Origin of the sequence: Sorangium sp. So ce834, assembly GCF_051521425.1 — a bacterium.
Taxonomy (GTDB): domain Bacteria; phylum Myxococcota_A; class Polyangia; order Polyangiales; family Polyangiaceae; genus Sorangium; species Sorangium cellulosum_D.
In genome coordinates, this window is the sequence record NZ_CP150351.1 from 8,885,666 (window position 1) to 8,902,961 (window position 17,296).

The following is a 17,296-nucleotide window of genomic DNA, read 5'->3' on the forward strand; positions in this document are numbered from 1 at the left end:
AACTTATGAAGCGACCTCAGCCGCGTGTCAAGGAGGGGCTCGGGCCGCTCGAGCAGGATCACGCCGGGCGAGCTGCAGGAGCGGCGGGTAAGCTACGGCGTCTCGCCATCCAGGAGCTCGACCGATGACGCCGCGTCCTCTCTCGCTGATGATCGCAGGGCTGCTCTCCTGCGCCGGCCTCGTCTCCGCGTCCTGCGCGCCGTCGTCGCCCCCCGGCGACGCGGGCGGCCAGGGGAGCGCCGGCGCGGGCGGCCAGGGCGGCGGCGGGGCGGGCGGCCAGGGCGGCGAGGCCGGCGCCGGGGGCGAGGCCGGCGCCGGGGGCGAGGCCGGCGCCGGGGGCGAGGCCGGCGCTGGCGGCGCCGGCGGGAGCGGGCCGGGGGACGGGGCGTCCGAGCTCCTCTCGGGGCGGGACGAGGCCAGCGCTCCTTTCAGGGCGGTGGGCCGGCTGAGCGGCGGGCTCGGCTCCGGGGCCTGCACGGCGTTCCTCATCGACCCCGCGGGGCGCCCCGAGGCGCCGGCCCACGTGCTGACGAACGCTCACTGCACCCACGAGTGGGCCGCGGAGACTTCGGCCAACGCGGTGTTCGTGGACACCGAGGCGACCCCGGAGCTGCGGATGATCTTCAATTACTTCCGCGACACCGAGGGCGCGCAGGTCGAGGTGCCGGCGAAGGCGATCCGCTATGCGACGATGAAGGGCACCGACCTCGCGGTGGTCGAGCTCGACACCACGATCGGCGCCCTCGCGGAGCGCGGCGTCGTCGCGCTCGGGCTCGCGCCCTCGCCGCCGCCGCCCGGGGGGCGCGTGTCGGTGGTGGGCGCACCGCAGCTCGACGTGGAGTTCCTGCGGCGCGCCCGCTGCAGCGAGGAGGGCACCTTCGACATCGTCGAGTATCGCTGGCACTGGTTCGGCGCGCACCGGAACCGCTGCGCCGACATCGCCAACGGCAGCTCGGGCTCGCCGGTGCTGGACGACGCGCAGCGGGTCTATGCCGTCGTCAACACCACGACCCTGGGGAGCCCGCCCGACGGCGACTGCTTCCTCGGCAGGCCTTGCGAGGTCGGCGCGCCCCCCGGCGTGTCGGCCGAGGGCGCGAGCTACGCCGTCGACGTGACCGGCGTGAGCGCCTGCTTCGGGGACGACGGCCGCTTCGCGCTGGGTCGCGAGGGCTGCGCCCTCGACGCCGGCCGGGGGCTCGACGTGCTGACCTACCCCGCTCCCCGCGAGCGGCCGAGCGATCCGGCGACGGGCGCGACGAACACCTGGGATGTGACGCTGGGCGCGCGGGACGCGCTCGGGTTCTTCCGCTACAAGCTGGGGCGCGCCGGCGAGGTCGACTGCCGCCGGCAAGAGGGCTACTCGGCGCCGATCAAGCTCGTTGCCCAGGACCTGTCGGCCCTCGCGCTGCCCGAGGCCGAGGGGGTCCACCTGCTCTGCGTGCTCGCCGGCCCGACGGCGGCGCCCGACGCCGCATGGCAATCGCTCTCGTTCCCCACGGTCGTCCTCACCACGATCGACACGACCCCGCCGTCGCGCCGGCCCGCGCTCTCGCGCGGGGGCGACGCCGCCGAGGGCATGCGCGTCGAGCCGATCTTCTCCCTGCCGGAGCACGCGGATTTCGAGTACCGCTTCGGCCCCCCGGACACGACCGACTGCGACGATCCGGCGGCCGCGTGGCTCAGGTACCGGCGGATCCCCATCTTCCTCGACCCCCGCGACCTGCCGGCCCGGTTCTGCGTGCGCCCGACGGACTGGGTGGGCAACGTGGGTGAGCCGTTCGATTACCTGCTGCCCGAGTGAGCCGCGTCGCCCGCCGCCGGACGCCGGACATCCTCGCCGTCATGCAGGCCTCGGCAGCACGAACTCTTCCGCCGCGAGCCCCTTGAACACGGTCGGCCCCGTCCGGCGGAACCCGAGCTTCTCCAGCACCCTGACCGACGCGGCGTTCTCGAGCATCGCGTGGGCGACGAGGCGCGGGAGCCCGAGATCCTCGAACGCATACCGGAGGCACGCCGCGGCCGCCTCGGTCGCGTAGCCTTTGCCCCAGTGCTTCCGGAAGAAGCGATATCCGAGATCCGCGAGCCCGAGGTCCTCGTGCCACCTCAGCCCGCACCAGCCGAGCTTCTCCCCCGTCTCCCGGTTCGAGACGATGAACCGGCCCATGCGGAAGGCCTCGAACTGGCGCGCGAGCCGCGCGATCACCGCGCGCGCCTCGTCCTCGCTGGCGAACGCAGAGTCCCCCGTGTAGCGGATCACCTCGGGATCGACGTTCAGCTGCATCATGAACGGGACGTCGGAGGGCTGGTGAGGGCGGAGGCTCAGGCGTTCCGTCACGAGGACAGCGGGGGTTGCGTCAGGCTCGTTCCTGTCGAGGGTAACCATCCCGCCATCGTACCGGGTCCGCCACGGCGATGCACCGCGGGCGAGGCCAGGCGCAGCATCGCGTCGGCTCCGGCCCGTGCGTGGCACAGCGCGGCCACGGTCGCTCCTCGACCCCGGCGCGGCCGGCGCGCGGCGAACGCTCGGCGGCGGCCGCCCTCGTCGGGCTGTGCCGCGGGCGCTCCCGGAGCGCGCGGTGCGACGACGATGTCAGGCCAGGGAGCGCTCGCCGTCCGCGCGAGCCTGCGAGCCGTCCGCGCTGTTCTCGGCGGCACAGAACTTGTTGGGTGAGGACGCATATGGCCTCTTCGAACCCCATCGACAAAATCCTGCGTCATGTCCTGTCGCTCTCGCTCGCGCCCCTCGTCGGCGGATGCGGCATCGACACCAGCGGCTTCGAGCCCATCCCTTGCGCGAGCGGCGGGCGCACCCCGTACCTGGCGGGCGTCGAGCCCGGCGCTCCTGCCGATTACGTAGAGCTGAGAATGATAGCGAGCCCGTCGGGCGCGGCGGCGCCGAGCGCGCTCGAGTCGGTGGGCGAGAAGTGCTCCGGGGCGGCGGACAGGCCCGCATGCGAGGAGAAGATCGCGGCGGCCACGTCGACGAAGGGGTTCCGCCTCGGGGACTGCGTGGATTTCTGCCCGGATCACGTCCTGATCGTCAACACGGGCGACGAGGTGACGGTCCTCGATACGCGGGACGCGGTGAGGGCGTGGCTCGGCCCCGTGGACACGCCCGCGGACGCGGTGCTCGCCGCGTCGCTGGCCGACTACACCGTCCGCTGCAGCAAGCCCGGCGAGGGCGGCGTCCGGCCTGCCGGCGACGCGTACGAGGTCCTCGCGACGCGGTACACGGAGATCTGCGATCCGATCGAGCGCACGCTCTATGTGCTCGGGGTGGACGCGGGCGGCGACGTGCAGGAGCTGGAGTCCGAGGTCATCGAGTCCGAGTCCGGCGCCTGCGTCGGCCGGAGGCCGGCGGGGCTGCTGCGGGCCGCGGGCCGGGGCGCGACGCCGGCGGGGGCGTATTTCGCGAACGTGGCGCGGCTCGAGGCGGCGAGCGTCTGGGCCTTCGATGTGCTCGGGCGCGAGCTCGCCCATCACGGGGCGCCGCGGCCGCTCGTGGAGCGGGCGCGCGCCGCCGGCCGCGACGAGGTGCGGCACGCGCGGGTGATGCGGCGCCTCTCGGCGCGTTACGGCGGCCGCTGGCAGCCGCCGCGGGTAGAGCCGAGGCCGGTCCGATCGCTGGAGGAGCTCGCGATCGACAACGCGACCGAGGGGTGCGTGCGGGAGACGTACGGGGCGCTGGTCGGCATGTGGCAGGGGCGCTTCGCGCGGGATCCGCTGGTCCGGCGCGTGATGACGCGCGTCGCGCGCGACGAGGCGCGGCACGCGAAGCTCTCGTGGGCGATCGACGTCTGGGTGCGGCCGCGGCTCTCGGCCGCCGAGCGGCGGCGCGTCGAGGAGGCGCGGCGCGCGGCGCTGGCGGCGCTCGAGGAGGAGGCGCGAGGCGAGGTGGATCCGGCGCTCGTGGTCCACGCCGGGATGCCGGGCGCGGAGGCGGCGAGGAGGCTCTCGCGGAATTTCGCGGAGGCGATCGCTGCGGGCGCTGCGGGCGTGGGCGCCTAGCGGGGGCTGGCCCCCAACGCACCCGCGGCGCCTCTCGCATTGACCAGAGGCGTCCATCGTCAGCCTAGAAAGCCCGAGAACAAAAGAAGACGAACCACAGAAGCACGGAGGGCACAGAGGAGAAGAGGAGAAGGAGCTCTTTCTTTCTCTCTCCTCTGCGCCCTCCGTGCCCTCTGTGGTTCATTTTTCTCTTCGAACACCTGGCCCGCACGCCGAGGGTGAATCCAGACAAGATACACGCCAAGGACGCCGAGAGCGTCGACGTCCTCTCGTCTTGGCGCCCTGGGCTCAACCTCCTCTCGTCTGAGCACCGCGACCCGCGGGGCGCTGCTTCTCCAGGGATTCGCCGCGCTCTGCCTTCGTTCTGATTCCGCGACGCGCCCGGGCTCCGCGGGCGCGGCCGCCGCCCAGCGCTCCACGAATGCGCGGCCGCGGATCGACAGGATCCGTGGTCGTCAAGCCCTCGGCAGGGGGCTTGGTGAGCCGCCCCCATCATCTTAGGATCGCTCCAGACACAGAGGGTTGGCGACTGGAGCCTTCGAGCGCTGGCGCACCTGGCCGCGCCACGCGTCGTGGCGTGGCCCGCAGGTGTCGTATCGACGCATCGACCTGGCTTTTCGTGCCGGCAATTGGTGGGACTTTCGTCGAGAGGTCGGGGCAGGGGCCAGCGCGGAGATCCGCCCTGGAGTCGCCCTTCATCCGATTCGCTCGCCTGTGGGCTCCACCTCATTTGAACACGGCTGTCTGCGGGAATCGAGCGCATCGAAGCTCGAAATCGATAGAAAGGCGGACTCACATGCGAAAGTATCGAGCGAGTGCGGTTTCTGCCGGAATCGTCGCCGGTTTTGCGGGCGTGATGGCCAGCGCAGGCGTGGTCTGGGCCGGCGATTCGGATCAGGGCACGGCTGACGCGCAGCTGAGCTACGCGTGCAAGCACCAGCACTCTGGACAGCTCCGGAGCGTGGAGAGCCCGGACCAGTGCCAGGCCTCGGAGGAGCTGGTGTCCCAGCCCCGCACGAGCAAAGGCTTCATGGGTCAGCAGGTCTTCAAGGGCGAGCGCGGCCCCCAGGGGCCGCAGGGGCCCAAGGGCGAGCGCGGTCCTCAGGGGCCGCAGGGGCCGATGGGGCTGCAGGGACCCAAGGGCGAGATCGGTCCTCAGGGGCCGGCGGGCCCGCAGGGGCCCAAGGGCGAGCGCGGCCAGCCGGGCCCGCAGGGGACGGCGGGCCTCGTCGGCCCGCAGGGCCTCAAGGGCATCGACGGCGTGCACGGTCCTCAAGGGCCCAAGGGCGAGATCGGTCCTCAGGGCTTCAAGGGCGCTGACGGCGCGCGCGGTCCTCAGGGTCCCCAGGGCCCCAAGGGTGAGCGCGGCGAGCGGGGCCCGCAGGGACCCAAGGGCGAGCGCGGCGAGCCGGGCCCGCAGGGGATGGCGGGCCTCGTCGGCCCGCAGGGCCTCAAGGGCATCGACGGCGTGCACGGTCCTCAAGGACCCAAGGGCGAGATCGGTCCTCAGGGCTTCAAGGGCGCTGACGGCGCGCGTGGGCCGCAGGGGCCCATGGGCCCCAAGGGCGAGCGCGGTCCCCAGGGGCCGGCCGGCCCGCAGGGGCCCAAGGGCGAGCGCGGCGAGCCGGGCCCGCAGGGGACGGCGGGCCTCGTCGGCCCGCAGGGCCTCAAGGGCATCGACGGCGTGCGCGGCCCTCAAGGGCTCAAGGGCGAGATCGGTCCTCAGGGCTTCAAGGGCGCTGATGGCGCGCGTGGGCCGCAGGGGCCCATGGGCCCCAAGGGCGAGCGCGGTCCCCAGGGGCCGACCGGCCCGCAGGGGCCCAAGGGCGAGCGCGGCGAGCCGGGCCCGCAGGGGACGGCGGGGCTCGTCGGCCCGCAGGGCCTCAAGGGCATCGACGGCGTGCGCGGCCCTCAAGGGCTCAAGGGCGAGATGGGTCCGCAGGGCCTCAAGGGCATCGACGGCGTGCGCGGCCCTCAAGGGCTCAAGGGCGAGATGGGTCCGCAGGGCCTCAAGGGCGCTGACGGCGCGCGTGGTCCTCAGGGGCCGCAGGGACCCAAGGGCGAGATGGGTCCTCAGGGGCCGCAGGGACCCAAGGGCGAGATGGGTCCTCAGGGGCCGCAGGGACCCAAGGGCGAGCGCGGTCCTCAAGGGCACCAGGGTCCTCAGGGCCCCAAGGGCGAGCACGGCGAGCGCGGTCCCCAGGGCCCCGCGGGTCCTGCAGGCACCGTCGGCCCCCAGGGCCTCAAGGGCGCCGACGGCGCCAAGGGCCTCCAGGGTACCCAGGGGATCAAGGGCGAGATGGGTCCGCAGGGCCTCAAGGGCGCTGACGGCGCGCGCGGTCCTCAGGGGCCGGCCGGACCCAAGGGCGAGATGGGTCCCCAGGGCCCCAAGGGCGAGCGCGGCGAGCGCGGTCCGCAGGGCCCCGCGGGAGTTCCGGGTGCCATCGGTCCTCAGGGCCTCAAGGGCGCCGACGGCGTCAAGGGCATCCAGGGTCTGCAGGGGGTCAAGGGCGAGCTCGGTCCTCAGGGCCCTAAGGGCGAGCGCGGTCCCCAGGGTCTCCAGGGTCCGCAGGGCCCCAAGGGCGAGCGCGGCGAGCGCGGTCCCCAGGGCCCCGCGGGAGCTCCGGGTGCCATCGGTCCCCAGGGCCTCAAGGGCGCCGACGGCGTCAAGGGCATCCAGGGTCTGCAGGGGGTCAAGGGCGAGCTCGGTCCCCAGGGCCTCAAGGGCGAGCGCGGTCCCCAGGGTCCCCAGGGCCCCAAGGGCGAGCGCGGCGAGCGCGGCCCCCAGGGCCCCGCGGGTGCTCCGGGTGCCATCGGTCCCCAGGGCCTCAAGGGCACCGACGGCGTCAAGGGCATCCAGGGTCTGCAGGGGGTCAAGGGCGAGCTCGGTCCCCAGGGCCCCAAGGGCGAGCGCGGTCCCCAGGGTCCCCAGGGCCCCAAGGGCGAGCGCGGCCCCCAGGGCCCCGCGGGTGCTCCGGGTGCCATCGGTCCCCAGGGCCTCAAGGGCACCGACGGCGTCAAGGGCATCCAGGGTCTGCAGGGGGTCAAGGGCGAGCTCGGTCCCCAGGGCCCCAAGGGCGAGCGCGGTCCCCAGGGTCCCCAGGGCCCCAAGGGCGAGCGCGGCGAGCGCGGTCCCCAGGGCCCCGCGGGTGCTCCGGGTACCGTCGGTCCCCAGGGCCTCAAGGGCGCCGACGGCGTCAAGGGCGTCCAGGGTCTGCAGGGTCCGCAAGGTCCGAGGGGCGAGCGCGGCCCGCAAGGGCCCATGGGGTCGCCCGGCATCGCCAAGATCCACGTGGTCTCGGTGACGCGCGAGGCAGGGCCGACGAGCGCGTTCGTCAACGTCAAGGCGCTCTGCAACGCGGGCGAGGTCGTGCTCAGCGGCGGATTCTCGGTCTCCGGCGGGGCCCAGGCGACCAGCAGGGTGGTGGAGAACTCGCCGCTCGACGCCACCGAAGGCCGCGCGGGCTGGACCTCGACCGCCGTGTTCGAGGGCGGCTACGGCAAGAAGGGGCAGACGGTGACGCTGACCACGTTCGCAGTCTGCGCCGAGGTGCCCGAGCGCTGACGACGAACGACCGCAGGGCCATGCTCACGGGCTCGTGAGCCCCACCTCTCGACCAGCTGCCCCCTGTCCCCCTTCACAACAGCCTGAGGACAGGGGACAGCTGGCTCAGCCCCTCAGCCTTGCTCCCCACACACCGCACGCACGGCGAGAAGCCGCGCCCCGCTGCGCCGCCCAGCACGGCGGAACCCGCGAGCCCCCCCACCCGTCGCGAGCCCGCCGGCCACGAGGTCGCAGCCCCCGCACCCCCGCGCCGCGGACCCCGACGCGCTGCGAAGCGCCACGATGGCGAGGCGCCACACGTCGCCAAGCATCACACAACGCAAGACAATTCCGCCATCAACGTACCGCGGTCCAGATGCCGGGCCGGACCGTGGCGCAGCTCGCACGCTTTTCGCAAGGGGCCAGGGCGGTGACGTCGTGAACACTGGGCTCTTCCTCGGCACCGAAAAAAAATGCGCGGCCGCGGCGACTTCTGACGGAATTCCGGCGCGCCATGGCTGCTGTGCGTACTGCTGTGCGTAGGGGAGAGGCCGCGGCGCGCCGCGCCGCGGTGTTGCCATTTGTCCCAGCTGTCGTCATGTGCCACAGCAGTGCTTTCACGTAGTCAGCTCACCGGCTGATGAAGGCATCCCCTCACTTCAACCCAGAGGTACGAGGCATGCTTAGGAGATTCACGGAGAATCCTCCTTGCCTCATTAGACTCTGTGGTAACTTCCCCCAGTGGACGAGGACACGAAGGAGGGGTTTCTCTCAGGTCAGACCACATGCCTCCGAGCGCATCCCAGAGGGGAACCATGAGCGTAGATTACCCTATGAAGACGACCCAGCATGCACCGATGACCCGCGCGCGCAACAACCCTCTTGTGATCGCGCACGTGCTGAACTCCTTCCAGGTGGGAGGCGCGGAGCAGGTCGTGGTGGATCTGGCCGCGCTGCAGCGCGAGGCGGGGCATGAGGTGATGGTCGTCGGCATCGAGACGAACCCCGACGGGCCGCGCGCCGCGCAGCTCCGGGAGCGCGGCGTCGCGGTCCACATGCTCCCGAAGCGCCCCGGCTTCGACTTCAAGCTGCCCGGGAAGCTCGCGGCGTTCTTCGCCAAGCACGGCGTCTCCATCGTGCACTCGCACAACCAGCTGCCGCTCATCTACGCGACGGCCGCGGGCCGGCTCCACCGCGTGCCCGTGTGCCACACCCTGCACGGCGCCATGTTCGATCAGGGCCGCCGGGCGTGGCTGCGGCACATGGCCGCCAAGCTCGCCGACGCGCACGTGGCCGTGTCGCAGCCGACGGCCGACTTCATGCTGAAGCACAACGAGGTCCCGAGCTCGAAGCTGCACGTCGTCTTGAACGGCATCGATCTCTCCCGGTTCAGGCCAGACGCCGCGGCCCGGCGCCGCGTCCGGACCGAGCTCGGCATCCCCCAGGACGCGTGGGTCGCCGGGGCGGTCGGGCGCCTGTCCCAGGTCAAGAACCACGCCCTCCTGCTCCGCGCGGCCGCGGCCGCGGGCGTACTATCGGAGAACGGGCGCCTCCTCCTCGTCGGGGACGGGCCGGAGGCCGCCTCGCTGCGCGCCCTCGCCGACGAGCTCGGCATCAGCGACCGCGTCGTCTTCGCCGGCGAGCGGCACGACGTCCCGGAGCTCCTCTCCGCGAGCGACGTCTTCGTCCTCTCGTCGACGTCGGAGGGGCTGCCGCTCTCCATGGTCGAGGCCATGGCCACCGGCCTGCCCGTGGTCTCGACCGCCGTGGGCGGCATCCCCGCCCTGATCACCGACGGCGACACAGGCTTCCTCGTGCCCTCGGACGACGTCGGCGCGCTCGCCGCGAAGCTCGCCGACCTCAAGGCAGATCCCGGGCGCTCCGCGGCGATGGGCAGGCGGGGGCGGAAGCTCGCGCTGGGGCGCTACTCGGCGGAGCGCATGATGGCGAGCTACATGGATATCTACGAGACGCTCCTCGCCCGGCGGGAGTCGGAGCGCCGCGCCGTGCTGCGGCCGAGCGAGCTGCTCGCCGGCTTGAACGCGTAGCCGCACACCCCGCGAGGGCGCGGCCCACCCGTGCGCGGGCGGGCCGCGCCGAGCGCGACCGCGAAGGCGCGGAAGACGCAGAGAGTGCACCCATTCTCTGCGCCCTCCGTGCTTTTGCGAGCCAGGCTCGAGGCGCGGGCCGTGGCCGCCTGACGCTCGCGTCAAGGCGCGCGGGGAATCGTCGAGATCGCGCGCGGGACCGTGGCGAGCGACGCCGGCGACGAGAGCCCCGACGTCCGGGAGGACCGCGTCTGCGTCGGAGCGCGACCGGACGGCGGCCGCGCCTCCAGCGCGCCGAGGTCGCGCACATCCCTCGGCGGAGGCGCGAGCACTCCCCGCGGCGGCGGCGGCGTGACCGTGCTCCGGGGCAGCGGCGCGATCGCGCTCCGCGACGGCGGCGCCACCGTGGCCCGCGACGGCGGCGCGGCCCCGACCGCGGCCTGCGCCTCGCGCACCGCTGCCAGCATCGACCGCGCGTCCGGCCAGCGATCCGCCTGCGCGAACTCGAGCGCCCGATCCACCACCCGCACCACGGCGGGGTGCATCGACGGCTGGATCCGCGCGAGCGACGGGATCGGACACGTCATCCGCAGGAAGAAGAGCTCGTTGACGGTCGGCGCGTCCTGCACGTACCGGTTCGTGAGCAGCGAGAACATCGTCGCCCCGAGCGCCCAGATGTCGGTCCGCGCATCGACGAGATCCCAGCGCGCCCGCGCCTGCTCGGGCGGCATGTACGCCGGCGTCCCCATCGCCCGCAGCCCCGCGAGCGACGTCTGCGACGAGGGGACCCGCAGGCGCGCGATGCCGAAGTCGAGGATCTTCACCCCGTGCTCGCGGGTGAGGAAGATGTTGTCGGGCTTCAGATCCCGGTGAATGACCCCGTTCTCGTGCGCGGCCGCGAGCACCTCGAGGATCTGCTCGCTCAGGGCGAGGACCTCGGCCGGAGGGAGCGGGCCCTTCTGCGCCTTCCAGCGCTGGAGGAGGGTCTCGCCCTCCAGGAGATCCATCACCAGGAAGGGCGACCCGTCCTCGGTCACGTCGTCCGCGAGCACCGCCGCGACCCCGGGGTGATTCACGGTGTTCACGATGGCCTTCTCGCGAAGGAACCGGGCCCGATCCACCTTGTCCCTCGCCCGCTCGGGGTGCAGCAGCTTGATCGCGACCCGCTGGCCGCTCCGATGCGTCGCGGCATAGACAGCCGCCATCCCCCCGAGGCCGATCAGCGCATCCAGCCGCCACGCGCCGCTCAACACCGCCCCTACGCGTGCCTGCGCCCTCTGGACGTGCGTGACATTCTCGAAGTCCATGGCTGCTTCTCTCTGTGTGCCCTCGGGCAACCGACGCTTCAACGCTCGCGACGCAAGAACGGCTGTCTTCTTTACGTTCCCGGTGTCATGCACCGGCGCTACGGCGGAATCGGAGCTCCACGATGGCGGGCTGGGGGTGCAACTCGTCGGAACCACGACCTGTCCGGCCGTCCTGCGTCACCGAACCAGGCGACGCCTGGGGAGGGCGGTGTCCAACAGCACGTCATTTCATGGAAAAGTTCAGCAAGAGCCGCGCCACGGCAGCCCGCGCCGAGGACCGCGGCGAACGGGCAGCGCGCCTGGGGCGAATCGCCTCCCTGCGGCAAGATGCCACGACCATTGCGCCGCCACGGGTCGCTCGGGTCCACGTGGGCGCGGGTGTCGATACGGCGTCGGCGCCTCCTTCGATGAGCCCGCTGCTCTCGTGATCTCCGGGCCGAGCGCCGCTCGGCATCGCAGGGTGTGGGGAGGAGCGCCGCGCGTGTGCTCACGCGGCGCATGTCGTCCGCGGAGGCCCGCTCGCGCGCGAGGTCAGTGGAGGCCCCTCATCGTCGGGTCGCCCAGCTTGAACGCCGCCAGCGCCTGGCGGATGAAGACCGGCACGGAGACATAGGCCTCGAGCGCGACGCAGGCGCGGTTCGAGGAGCACGTGCAGCGATAGAAGTCGCTGAAATCGTCGTCGTCTGCGTCGGAGTCCTCCTCGCATCCGGGCACGCCGTCCCGCAAGACCTCGCCGTCCGGCGCGATGGCGGCGACCGTCGGATCCCACCGCACGATCGGCTGTCCGCTCTCCGGGCTCAGCTTCACCTTGTGCCAGTCCGCCTTGCCGTCGCCGTCGAGGTCGGGGCCGGGCTCCGTGACATACGCCTTGGCCAGGAGCTCGTTGGCGTATTCCAGGACGCGCGCGCCGATGCCCTTCTGCACGACCTTGCCGAAGACGGTCTCGGTCCCGTACGCCTTCGCCACGAACACCTTCCCGGACGGATGGTGGAGCTCGATCCGGTTCGGGAAGCCAGGATCGGTGTCCGCCCCGGTCTCCCAGATGTGCATCATGTCCAGCCACCTCTGCTTCTGGTTCTCGGGCAGGTAGAGGAGCGTCCAGGCGATGAGGAACTTCTGCTGCTCCCAGCCGATCTGGGGGTCGAGGATGGCGACCTTGGCCGGGGCCCGCGGGTTCCACGGCGCGCTGTCGACCGCGCCGTACGCGCTGCAGACGATGCTCCCGGCGCCGGGGAAGCAGCTCTCCGGCCCGGCCTCGCTCCACCACGACGTCCAGCCGAGCGCGCTGGCCGGATACCCGCTCGCGTCCCTGACGGGGCGACCGCGATCGTCGGCCTCGATGCGCACGCCCTTGATGGCGTCGTCGCCCGTGAGGTTGTTGCCCAGCCAGCGGCGATACCCTTCCGGGAACACGTCGGCGAGCGAGACCGCGCGGTAGCGCGCGTCGAGGAAGTCGTGCCGCGAGTCGCTGACGAAGTTGTCGACCGACTCGGTCATCAGCATCGCCACCCACGCCTTGTCGTAATAAGAGCCGGCGTTCATCGTGTACGACGAGTCGTACTCGCCCTTGTCCTCCGCGAGCGCGTTCTCGAGCGGCTTGCCGCCCACGGCCACGTCGCCGAAATAGCCCGTGGCGCCGTTCGGGACGACCACCACCGTATCCCCGGGATCGCCGAAGACGTCGCTCGACGACCGGAGGACGGTATCGCCCTTGGGGAGGAAGTGCTCGCCCGGCTGCGGGCGCGCCATCTGGAGCGCGAAGTGATCGAACGCGATCCCGGCCGCGAGGATGTTCTGCTGGAAGAGGCCGCCCGCGGCGTGCACCCAGAACGTGTCGAAGTCGTAGCCGCGGTCCAGCGCGAACTCGCGGTAGATGTTCGCGACCAGCCCGAGGCCCTTCGCGCCGTCGCGCATCTTGGCGTTGTAGCGGTTCAAGGTCCGCTCCGACGCCGCGCGCACGCTGAAGGCCTGCCGGTCGCGGCGGTAGTTGTCGAAGATGTGATTCACCTCCTGCTGCGTGATGAAGAAGTTGAAGAGCTCATAGGCGTCCGCGCCGCTGTCGTGCCGGTACACGCTCAGGTTGCCGAGATCGGCCCACCGGTCGCTCGCGAAGCCGTAGGGGACGCGGGTGCGCCCCGCCGGGTCCACCGAGGGCCCCTTCACGCCCTTCGGCGTCTCCAGCGCGCGCCACGACACGTAGTCGACCTTCTGCTGCCGGCACCGCGTGTACTTGCCGTCGACCGGCACGATGTGCCCGTCGAGCACGGGGTGCCAGGCGCCGCCCTGCTCCTCGTCCCAGCCCGAGGGCCTGTAGGCGCTCGGGTCGACCTCGACGCAGCTGCCCGGCCGGATCAGCTCGTATTTGTTCTGCAGGTCGGAGTAGTGGATGTCCTCGTCGTCGTACTCGGGCTGGAAGCCGAGGATGCCGCCGAAGTCGTCGATCTTGGCGAGCATGCCCTTGCCGCGCGGGGTGCCCGCTCTGTAGCTCGGGTCGGCGTGCACGGAGACGACGTCGCCGTAGAACATGCGGGCCGCGGCGAAGTCGTAGGCGCCGAGCCCGATGAGGTCCTGCGTGGGCTCGCCAGCGTAATCCATGGTCGACGAGTGCATGAACATCCAGATCAGGTTCTTCCGCTCGTTCTCGGTGACGGGGTCGTAGTAGCGCGGCCCGACGCACGACTCGCCGTCCTCCGAGAGCGTCTCGCACGGCGTCTTCACCCGCCCGTTGTCCGTGCGCAGCTGCCAGTACTGCGGCCGGTAGCCCCAGGCGTCGGACGAGCTCACGAAGTTGTGGCGCAGGCCGACGGAGTGGCCCATCTCGTGGAGGATCACCGCGTAGTGCGCCCGCTGCGCGAGGTAGCGCCGCATGGCCTCGGCGCGCCGCAGCTCCTGCGCGGCGTCCCCCTCGCCGAAGCGGCCGTGCTTGCTCGCGAATTTCTCCTCCAGGATGTCCGCCAGGTTGGCGGTCGCCAGCGGCGCCGGCGCCTCGTGCATCACGCACGCGCCGCGCTCGGCAAGCGCCACCTCCCTCAGGTTCCTGAGCTCGCGCTGCACGCTCGGGTTCGCCCCGCGGAGCGGCGAGGCGAAGCGCATCACCTCGTCCGTGAGCGGCAGCGCCTCCACGCCGGTGAGCTGCTGGATCGTCTTCGTCGTGAGCTCGGCCTCGAGCTCGGTGCCCACCGCCGACTGGCGGCGCGCCTCGTACACCGCGCGCATGCTGTCCGGCGCCGTCGCGTCGGCCGCGATGGCGCGCACCTCCTTCGAGAGCCGCCGGAGGTCGTCGCGCAGCGCTGGATCGCGCGCCAGCTGGCCGGAGACCTCGGCGGCGTGCTCCGCGGTGACGCCGGCGGCGCCGGCGATCCGCCGGGCGATCTCCTCCCGCGTGAGCCGCGGCAGCGCGCCGCCCTTCGACGCGCCGTCGCTCGCCTGCGCCCAGTCCCGGACGTAGTCGCCGTCGGTGACCTCCTCGGTCTTCAGCTCTCCCTTGATGTAACGGGCCGTGTCGACGATGCCCTGGCTCCAGATGTCGTTGACGTGCGTCCAGACGTTGATGCTCGACGCGATCTTCTCGCCGGTGAGCGGGTCTTCCGAGTCGCTGTAGATGCCCCAGGCCGAGGGCGACTGCGGCGCCTCGAAGTTGTTGATCTGGTGATAGCGCAGGTCGCCGATCCGCGCGCTCAGCGCCGCCCCGCACGCCTTCATCAGCGCGGGATCGCGCCCCGCCTCCTTCCGGCGCTCGTCGCTGCACATCCTCGCGGTCACGCCCTCCGGCAGCCGGGGGCCGCCGCACGCCTCCGGGTCGGCGGCCTCGACCGGGCTGTGGCAGAGCACGATCATCTCGGGCATCTTGGCGAGCGCGACGACGCCCGGCGCGTAGCCGCGCCGCTCTCCGAGCTCGTCGGCGAGGGCGTCGCACCCCTGCCCCGCGCGCGCCGCGTCGCGCCGGCACGCGTCGACCTCGCGCGCGAGCGCGACGGCGTCGGCGCTGTCGTCCATCTGCCCGTCGTAGACCGGGAACGCCGCGCTGCAGCGCGCCGCGTCGCCCGTCGTCCGGACGCATTCGACGTGCTTGGCGGTGACGACGGCGCTGCGCAGGGCGACGTCCCACTCGTGCGCCGCCGAGGCCGTGGCGTCGAAATAATCGGGGTTGCTGTTCGACGTCACGTACCAGGGTTGCGGCACGGCCTTTCGACGCTGGTACGGCAGGGTGCATCGCTGCTTGAACGTGTCGCACCGCGAGCCGGGGCCGACCGTCACCCGCTCTCCATCGACGTCCATCGTCGCCCCGGTGACGGCCTCGCACTCGTCCTCGGTCCCGTTCTTGTCGTCGTCGCGGTGCGGGTCCGCGAGAGCCGGGGTCGTCTCGGGCGTGAAGCACCGGATCTCGCCCGTCATGCGCTCCAGATCGGCGTAGTAGTGGCTGCGCTCCCAGAGGTTGTACCGCGTGATCATCCGGTGCCATTTGGCGTCGCTCATGCCGTAGTTGCGCGCGTACCCGAAGCGCTCTCGCACGAAGGGGCCGAACGCCTGGAACCGGTATCCGTCCCACTCCGCGGGCTCGTAGTCCCGATCGACGACGCGGCGGAACGACTGCCGGAGCGTGACCTCGACCGGGTTGCACGAGCCGACCGGCGCGGTGCCGCCGGGGAAGTCCGCGTCGAGCATGCAGGCCGGGAAGCTGCCGATGCCCACCCCGAGGTGGCTCAGATCGATGAGCTGGGGCATCGCGAAGGCCTTGTTGGTGACGTCGAAATATCCCTCCTCGGGGTCGAAGTGGGGCGCGTCGGGGTGGCTCGGGTCGCTCACGTAATAGGAGAGCGGCTCGTACTGCACCCCGCCGTAGACGCCGATGAGCGACAGCGTGTCGAAGTCGTAGGAGTCGACGTTCAGGTTCTTCGACCAGTCGACCCGCATGTACTCCCGCGCGTACCAGGGGCGGTCGGTCGTGTTTTCGACGACGACGTTGGTCTCTTCCCCCGTCGACCGGTTGTAATCGCGCTGGACGTCGAAGTGCGAGAGGATCTTGTACGCGACGGCCACGACGCCGTCGTCCGTGGCGGCGCCGGCGCCCTTGCCGTCGGTGTCGTTCACGCGCTCGTAGGTGAGGCGCCCGATCAGGAGGTCTTCCTGGATGACCCACTTGATGCGCGCGACCTCCGCCTGCGCGTACGAGGACGAGAAGAGCCCGTCCTGCGAGGCGCCGTAGCCCACGTCGACCACCGTGGTGCGCGTCCAGAACTCCGGATCGTCCTCCTTGCTCTGCAGATCGGCGCCCACGAAGAACGACTTCGCCAGCGCGTTCGCCTGCACCTGGCTGAGCGGTCTCCGCTCCTCGGCGCAGCCCGCGATCGAGCCCGCGGCCGCCGCGAACAGTGCCAGTCTCACGATCCAACTCATCGCAGAGTCCTCCTCCTGCAGCTCGGCCCGAGCGCGCATGCCCCCATGAGAGCCTCGGCGTCCCCACGCGATCTGCGTGACGGCCGCCCTGATTGCGCGATCGGCGTCTCTGCTCCCCCCTCGAATCAGCGGCACATCGCGTGCCACACGCCCCCAATCGCCCTTCTTCGCGGCGGATCTCCGGTCGTGCGGTGGTGTCCTGTCGACCTCCGCCGCGACCGCGCGGCGCCGCCAGCGTTAGTGGACTGACGCCTCCGCCCGCCCGCGTGCGAATCCCCGGCTCGCGCGGATCGCCTCCGGCGGAAACGGAGCTCAGGACATGAATCGATCCTCGAAGCCCGGTTGTTCCGGGCGTTCACCGTAGGCCCCCTGCGAGGGTGCTCGTCGCGCGGCGCGGGGGATGGCCTCCCCCGCCCGGCTGCGGTATTGACGACCTCACCCGATCGGGAGGAACGCAGTGCCTGAGGGAGACGTCCTGCTCTCGAACGCCGACGGCGCCATCCGGGCGCTCGGCCCCGCCGTGCTCGTCTGCGAGTGCCCGGGCGACGACCTCGACCTCGCCGTGCGCCGCGTCGCCGCGTTCGCGCTGACCGCCTCGCTGATCATCGTGGGCATCGTGGCCGCGCGCGCGGCGCCCTTTCCCATCCTCTTCATCGCGGGGACGTGGACCGCAGGAGCCACCGCGGCGCTGCTCGTCGTCCGCCGGCGCCGCCGGCTCCACGGCATGTTCCGCCTCGACTTCGAGCGGGCCGAGATCGTCCAGGAAGGCCGCGGCTTCCGGCGGACCTTTCCGATCCACGCGATCGCCCGCGTGTCGACCCCGCCGGCCTCGGACGCCGACGTCGACGAGCCGGGCCTCGCGCCGCGCTGGCTGCTCCTCCACCTGTCGACCGGGGAGCAGCTGCGCCTGGGCAGGGCGCCCGCGTACGCGCTCGGCCCCGCGCTCGCGTTCCTCAAGCGGGCCGGCGTCGAAGCGTGAGCGCGCCCGCCGC

Annotated in this window: 8 protein-coding genes; 5 read left to right on the forward strand and 3 right to left on the reverse strand. The window is 72.1% G+C overall.

The window, feature by feature from the left end; genetic code table 11:
* The first annotated feature begins 124 nt into the window (after positions 1-124).
* Positions 125-1,801 carry a trypsin-like serine peptidase gene (locus tag WMF20_RS32320; protein WP_437605710.1) on the forward strand — a complete coding sequence of 559 codons (1,677 nt, stop codon included), beginning with the start codon at positions 125-127 and terminating at the stop codon, positions 1,799-1,801.
* A 39-nt stretch (positions 1,802-1,840) separates the two neighbouring features.
* On the opposite strand, the gene WMF20_RS32325 is transcribed toward WMF20_RS32320, so the two are convergent.
* The gene (locus WMF20_RS32325; protein WP_437605711.1) at positions 1,841-2,383 is read right to left on the reverse strand and encodes a GNAT family N-acetyltransferase; all 543 of its coding nucleotides are present in this window, start codon (positions 2,381-2,383) and stop codon (positions 1,841-1,843) included.
* Between the two features lie 296 nt (positions 2,384-2,679).
* Between WMF20_RS32325 and WMF20_RS32330 the strand changes: the two genes are divergently transcribed.
* The 3 genes from WMF20_RS32330 to WMF20_RS32340 all read left to right on the forward strand — a co-directional run bounded on the left by WMF20_RS32330 (position 2,680) and on the right by WMF20_RS32340 (position 9,600).
* Positions 2,680-4,008, forward strand: a complete 1,329-nt coding sequence (locus WMF20_RS32330) for a ferritin-like domain-containing protein (protein ID WP_437605712.1) — start codon at positions 2,680-2,682, stop codon at positions 4,006-4,008.
* An 856-nt stretch (positions 4,009-4,864) separates the two neighbouring features.
* Positions 4,865-7,573 (forward strand): collagen-like triple helix repeat-containing protein, encoded by a 2,709-nt coding sequence (locus tag WMF20_RS32335; protein ID WP_437605713.1) that lies wholly within the window; start codon positions 4,865-4,867, stop codon positions 7,571-7,573.
* Between the two features lie 812 nt (positions 7,574-8,385).
* The gene (locus WMF20_RS32340; protein ID WP_437605714.1) at positions 8,386-9,600 is read left to right on the forward strand and encodes a glycosyltransferase; all 1,215 of its coding nucleotides are present in this window, start codon (positions 8,386-8,388) and stop codon (positions 9,598-9,600) included.
* A 161-nt stretch (positions 9,601-9,761) separates the two neighbouring features.
* Here the strand turns inward: WMF20_RS32340 and WMF20_RS32345 are convergent, their stop codons facing one another.
* Positions 9,762-10,907 (reverse strand): protein kinase domain-containing protein, encoded by a 1,146-nt coding sequence (locus tag WMF20_RS32345; RefSeq protein WP_437605715.1) that lies wholly within the window; start codon positions 10,905-10,907, stop codon positions 9,762-9,764.
* A 531-nt stretch (positions 10,908-11,438) separates the two neighbouring features.
* Positions 11,439-16,292 (reverse strand): hypothetical protein, encoded by a 4,854-nt coding sequence (locus WMF20_RS32350; protein WP_437605716.1) that lies wholly within the window; start codon positions 16,290-16,292, stop codon positions 11,439-11,441.
* Positions 16,293-16,761: 469 nt separating this feature from the next.
* Here WMF20_RS32350 and WMF20_RS32355 point away from each other — a divergent pair, with 469 nt between their 5' ends.
* Complete coding sequence (locus WMF20_RS32355) at positions 16,762-17,283, forward strand: hypothetical protein (RefSeq protein ID WP_437605717.1); 522 nt, start codon at positions 16,762-16,764, stop codon at positions 17,281-17,283.
* The last annotated feature ends 13 nt before the right edge of the window (positions 17,284-17,296 follow it).

Coding starts and splice junctions, on each gene's coding strand:
- WMF20_RS32325 (WP_437605711.1), bottom strand. CDS start 2,383: ATGGTTACCCTCGACAGGAACGAGCCTGACGCAACCCCCGCTGTCCTC.
- WMF20_RS32330 (WP_437605712.1), top strand. CDS start 2,680: ATGGCCTCTTCGAACCCCATCGACAAAATCCTGCGTCATGTCCTGTCG.
- WMF20_RS32345 (WP_437605715.1), bottom strand. CDS start 10,907: ATGGACTTCGAGAATGTCACGCACGTCCAGAGGGCGCAGGCACGCGTA.
- WMF20_RS32335 (WP_437605713.1), top strand. CDS start 4,865: ATGGCCAGCGCAGGCGTGGTCTGGGCCGGCGATTCGGATCAGGGCACG.
- WMF20_RS32320 (WP_437605710.1), top strand. CDS start 125: ATGACGCCGCGTCCTCTCTCGCTGATGATCGCAGGGCTGCTCTCCTGC.
- WMF20_RS32340 (WP_437605714.1), top strand. CDS start 8,386: ATGAAGACGACCCAGCATGCACCGATGACCCGCGCGCGCAACAACCCT.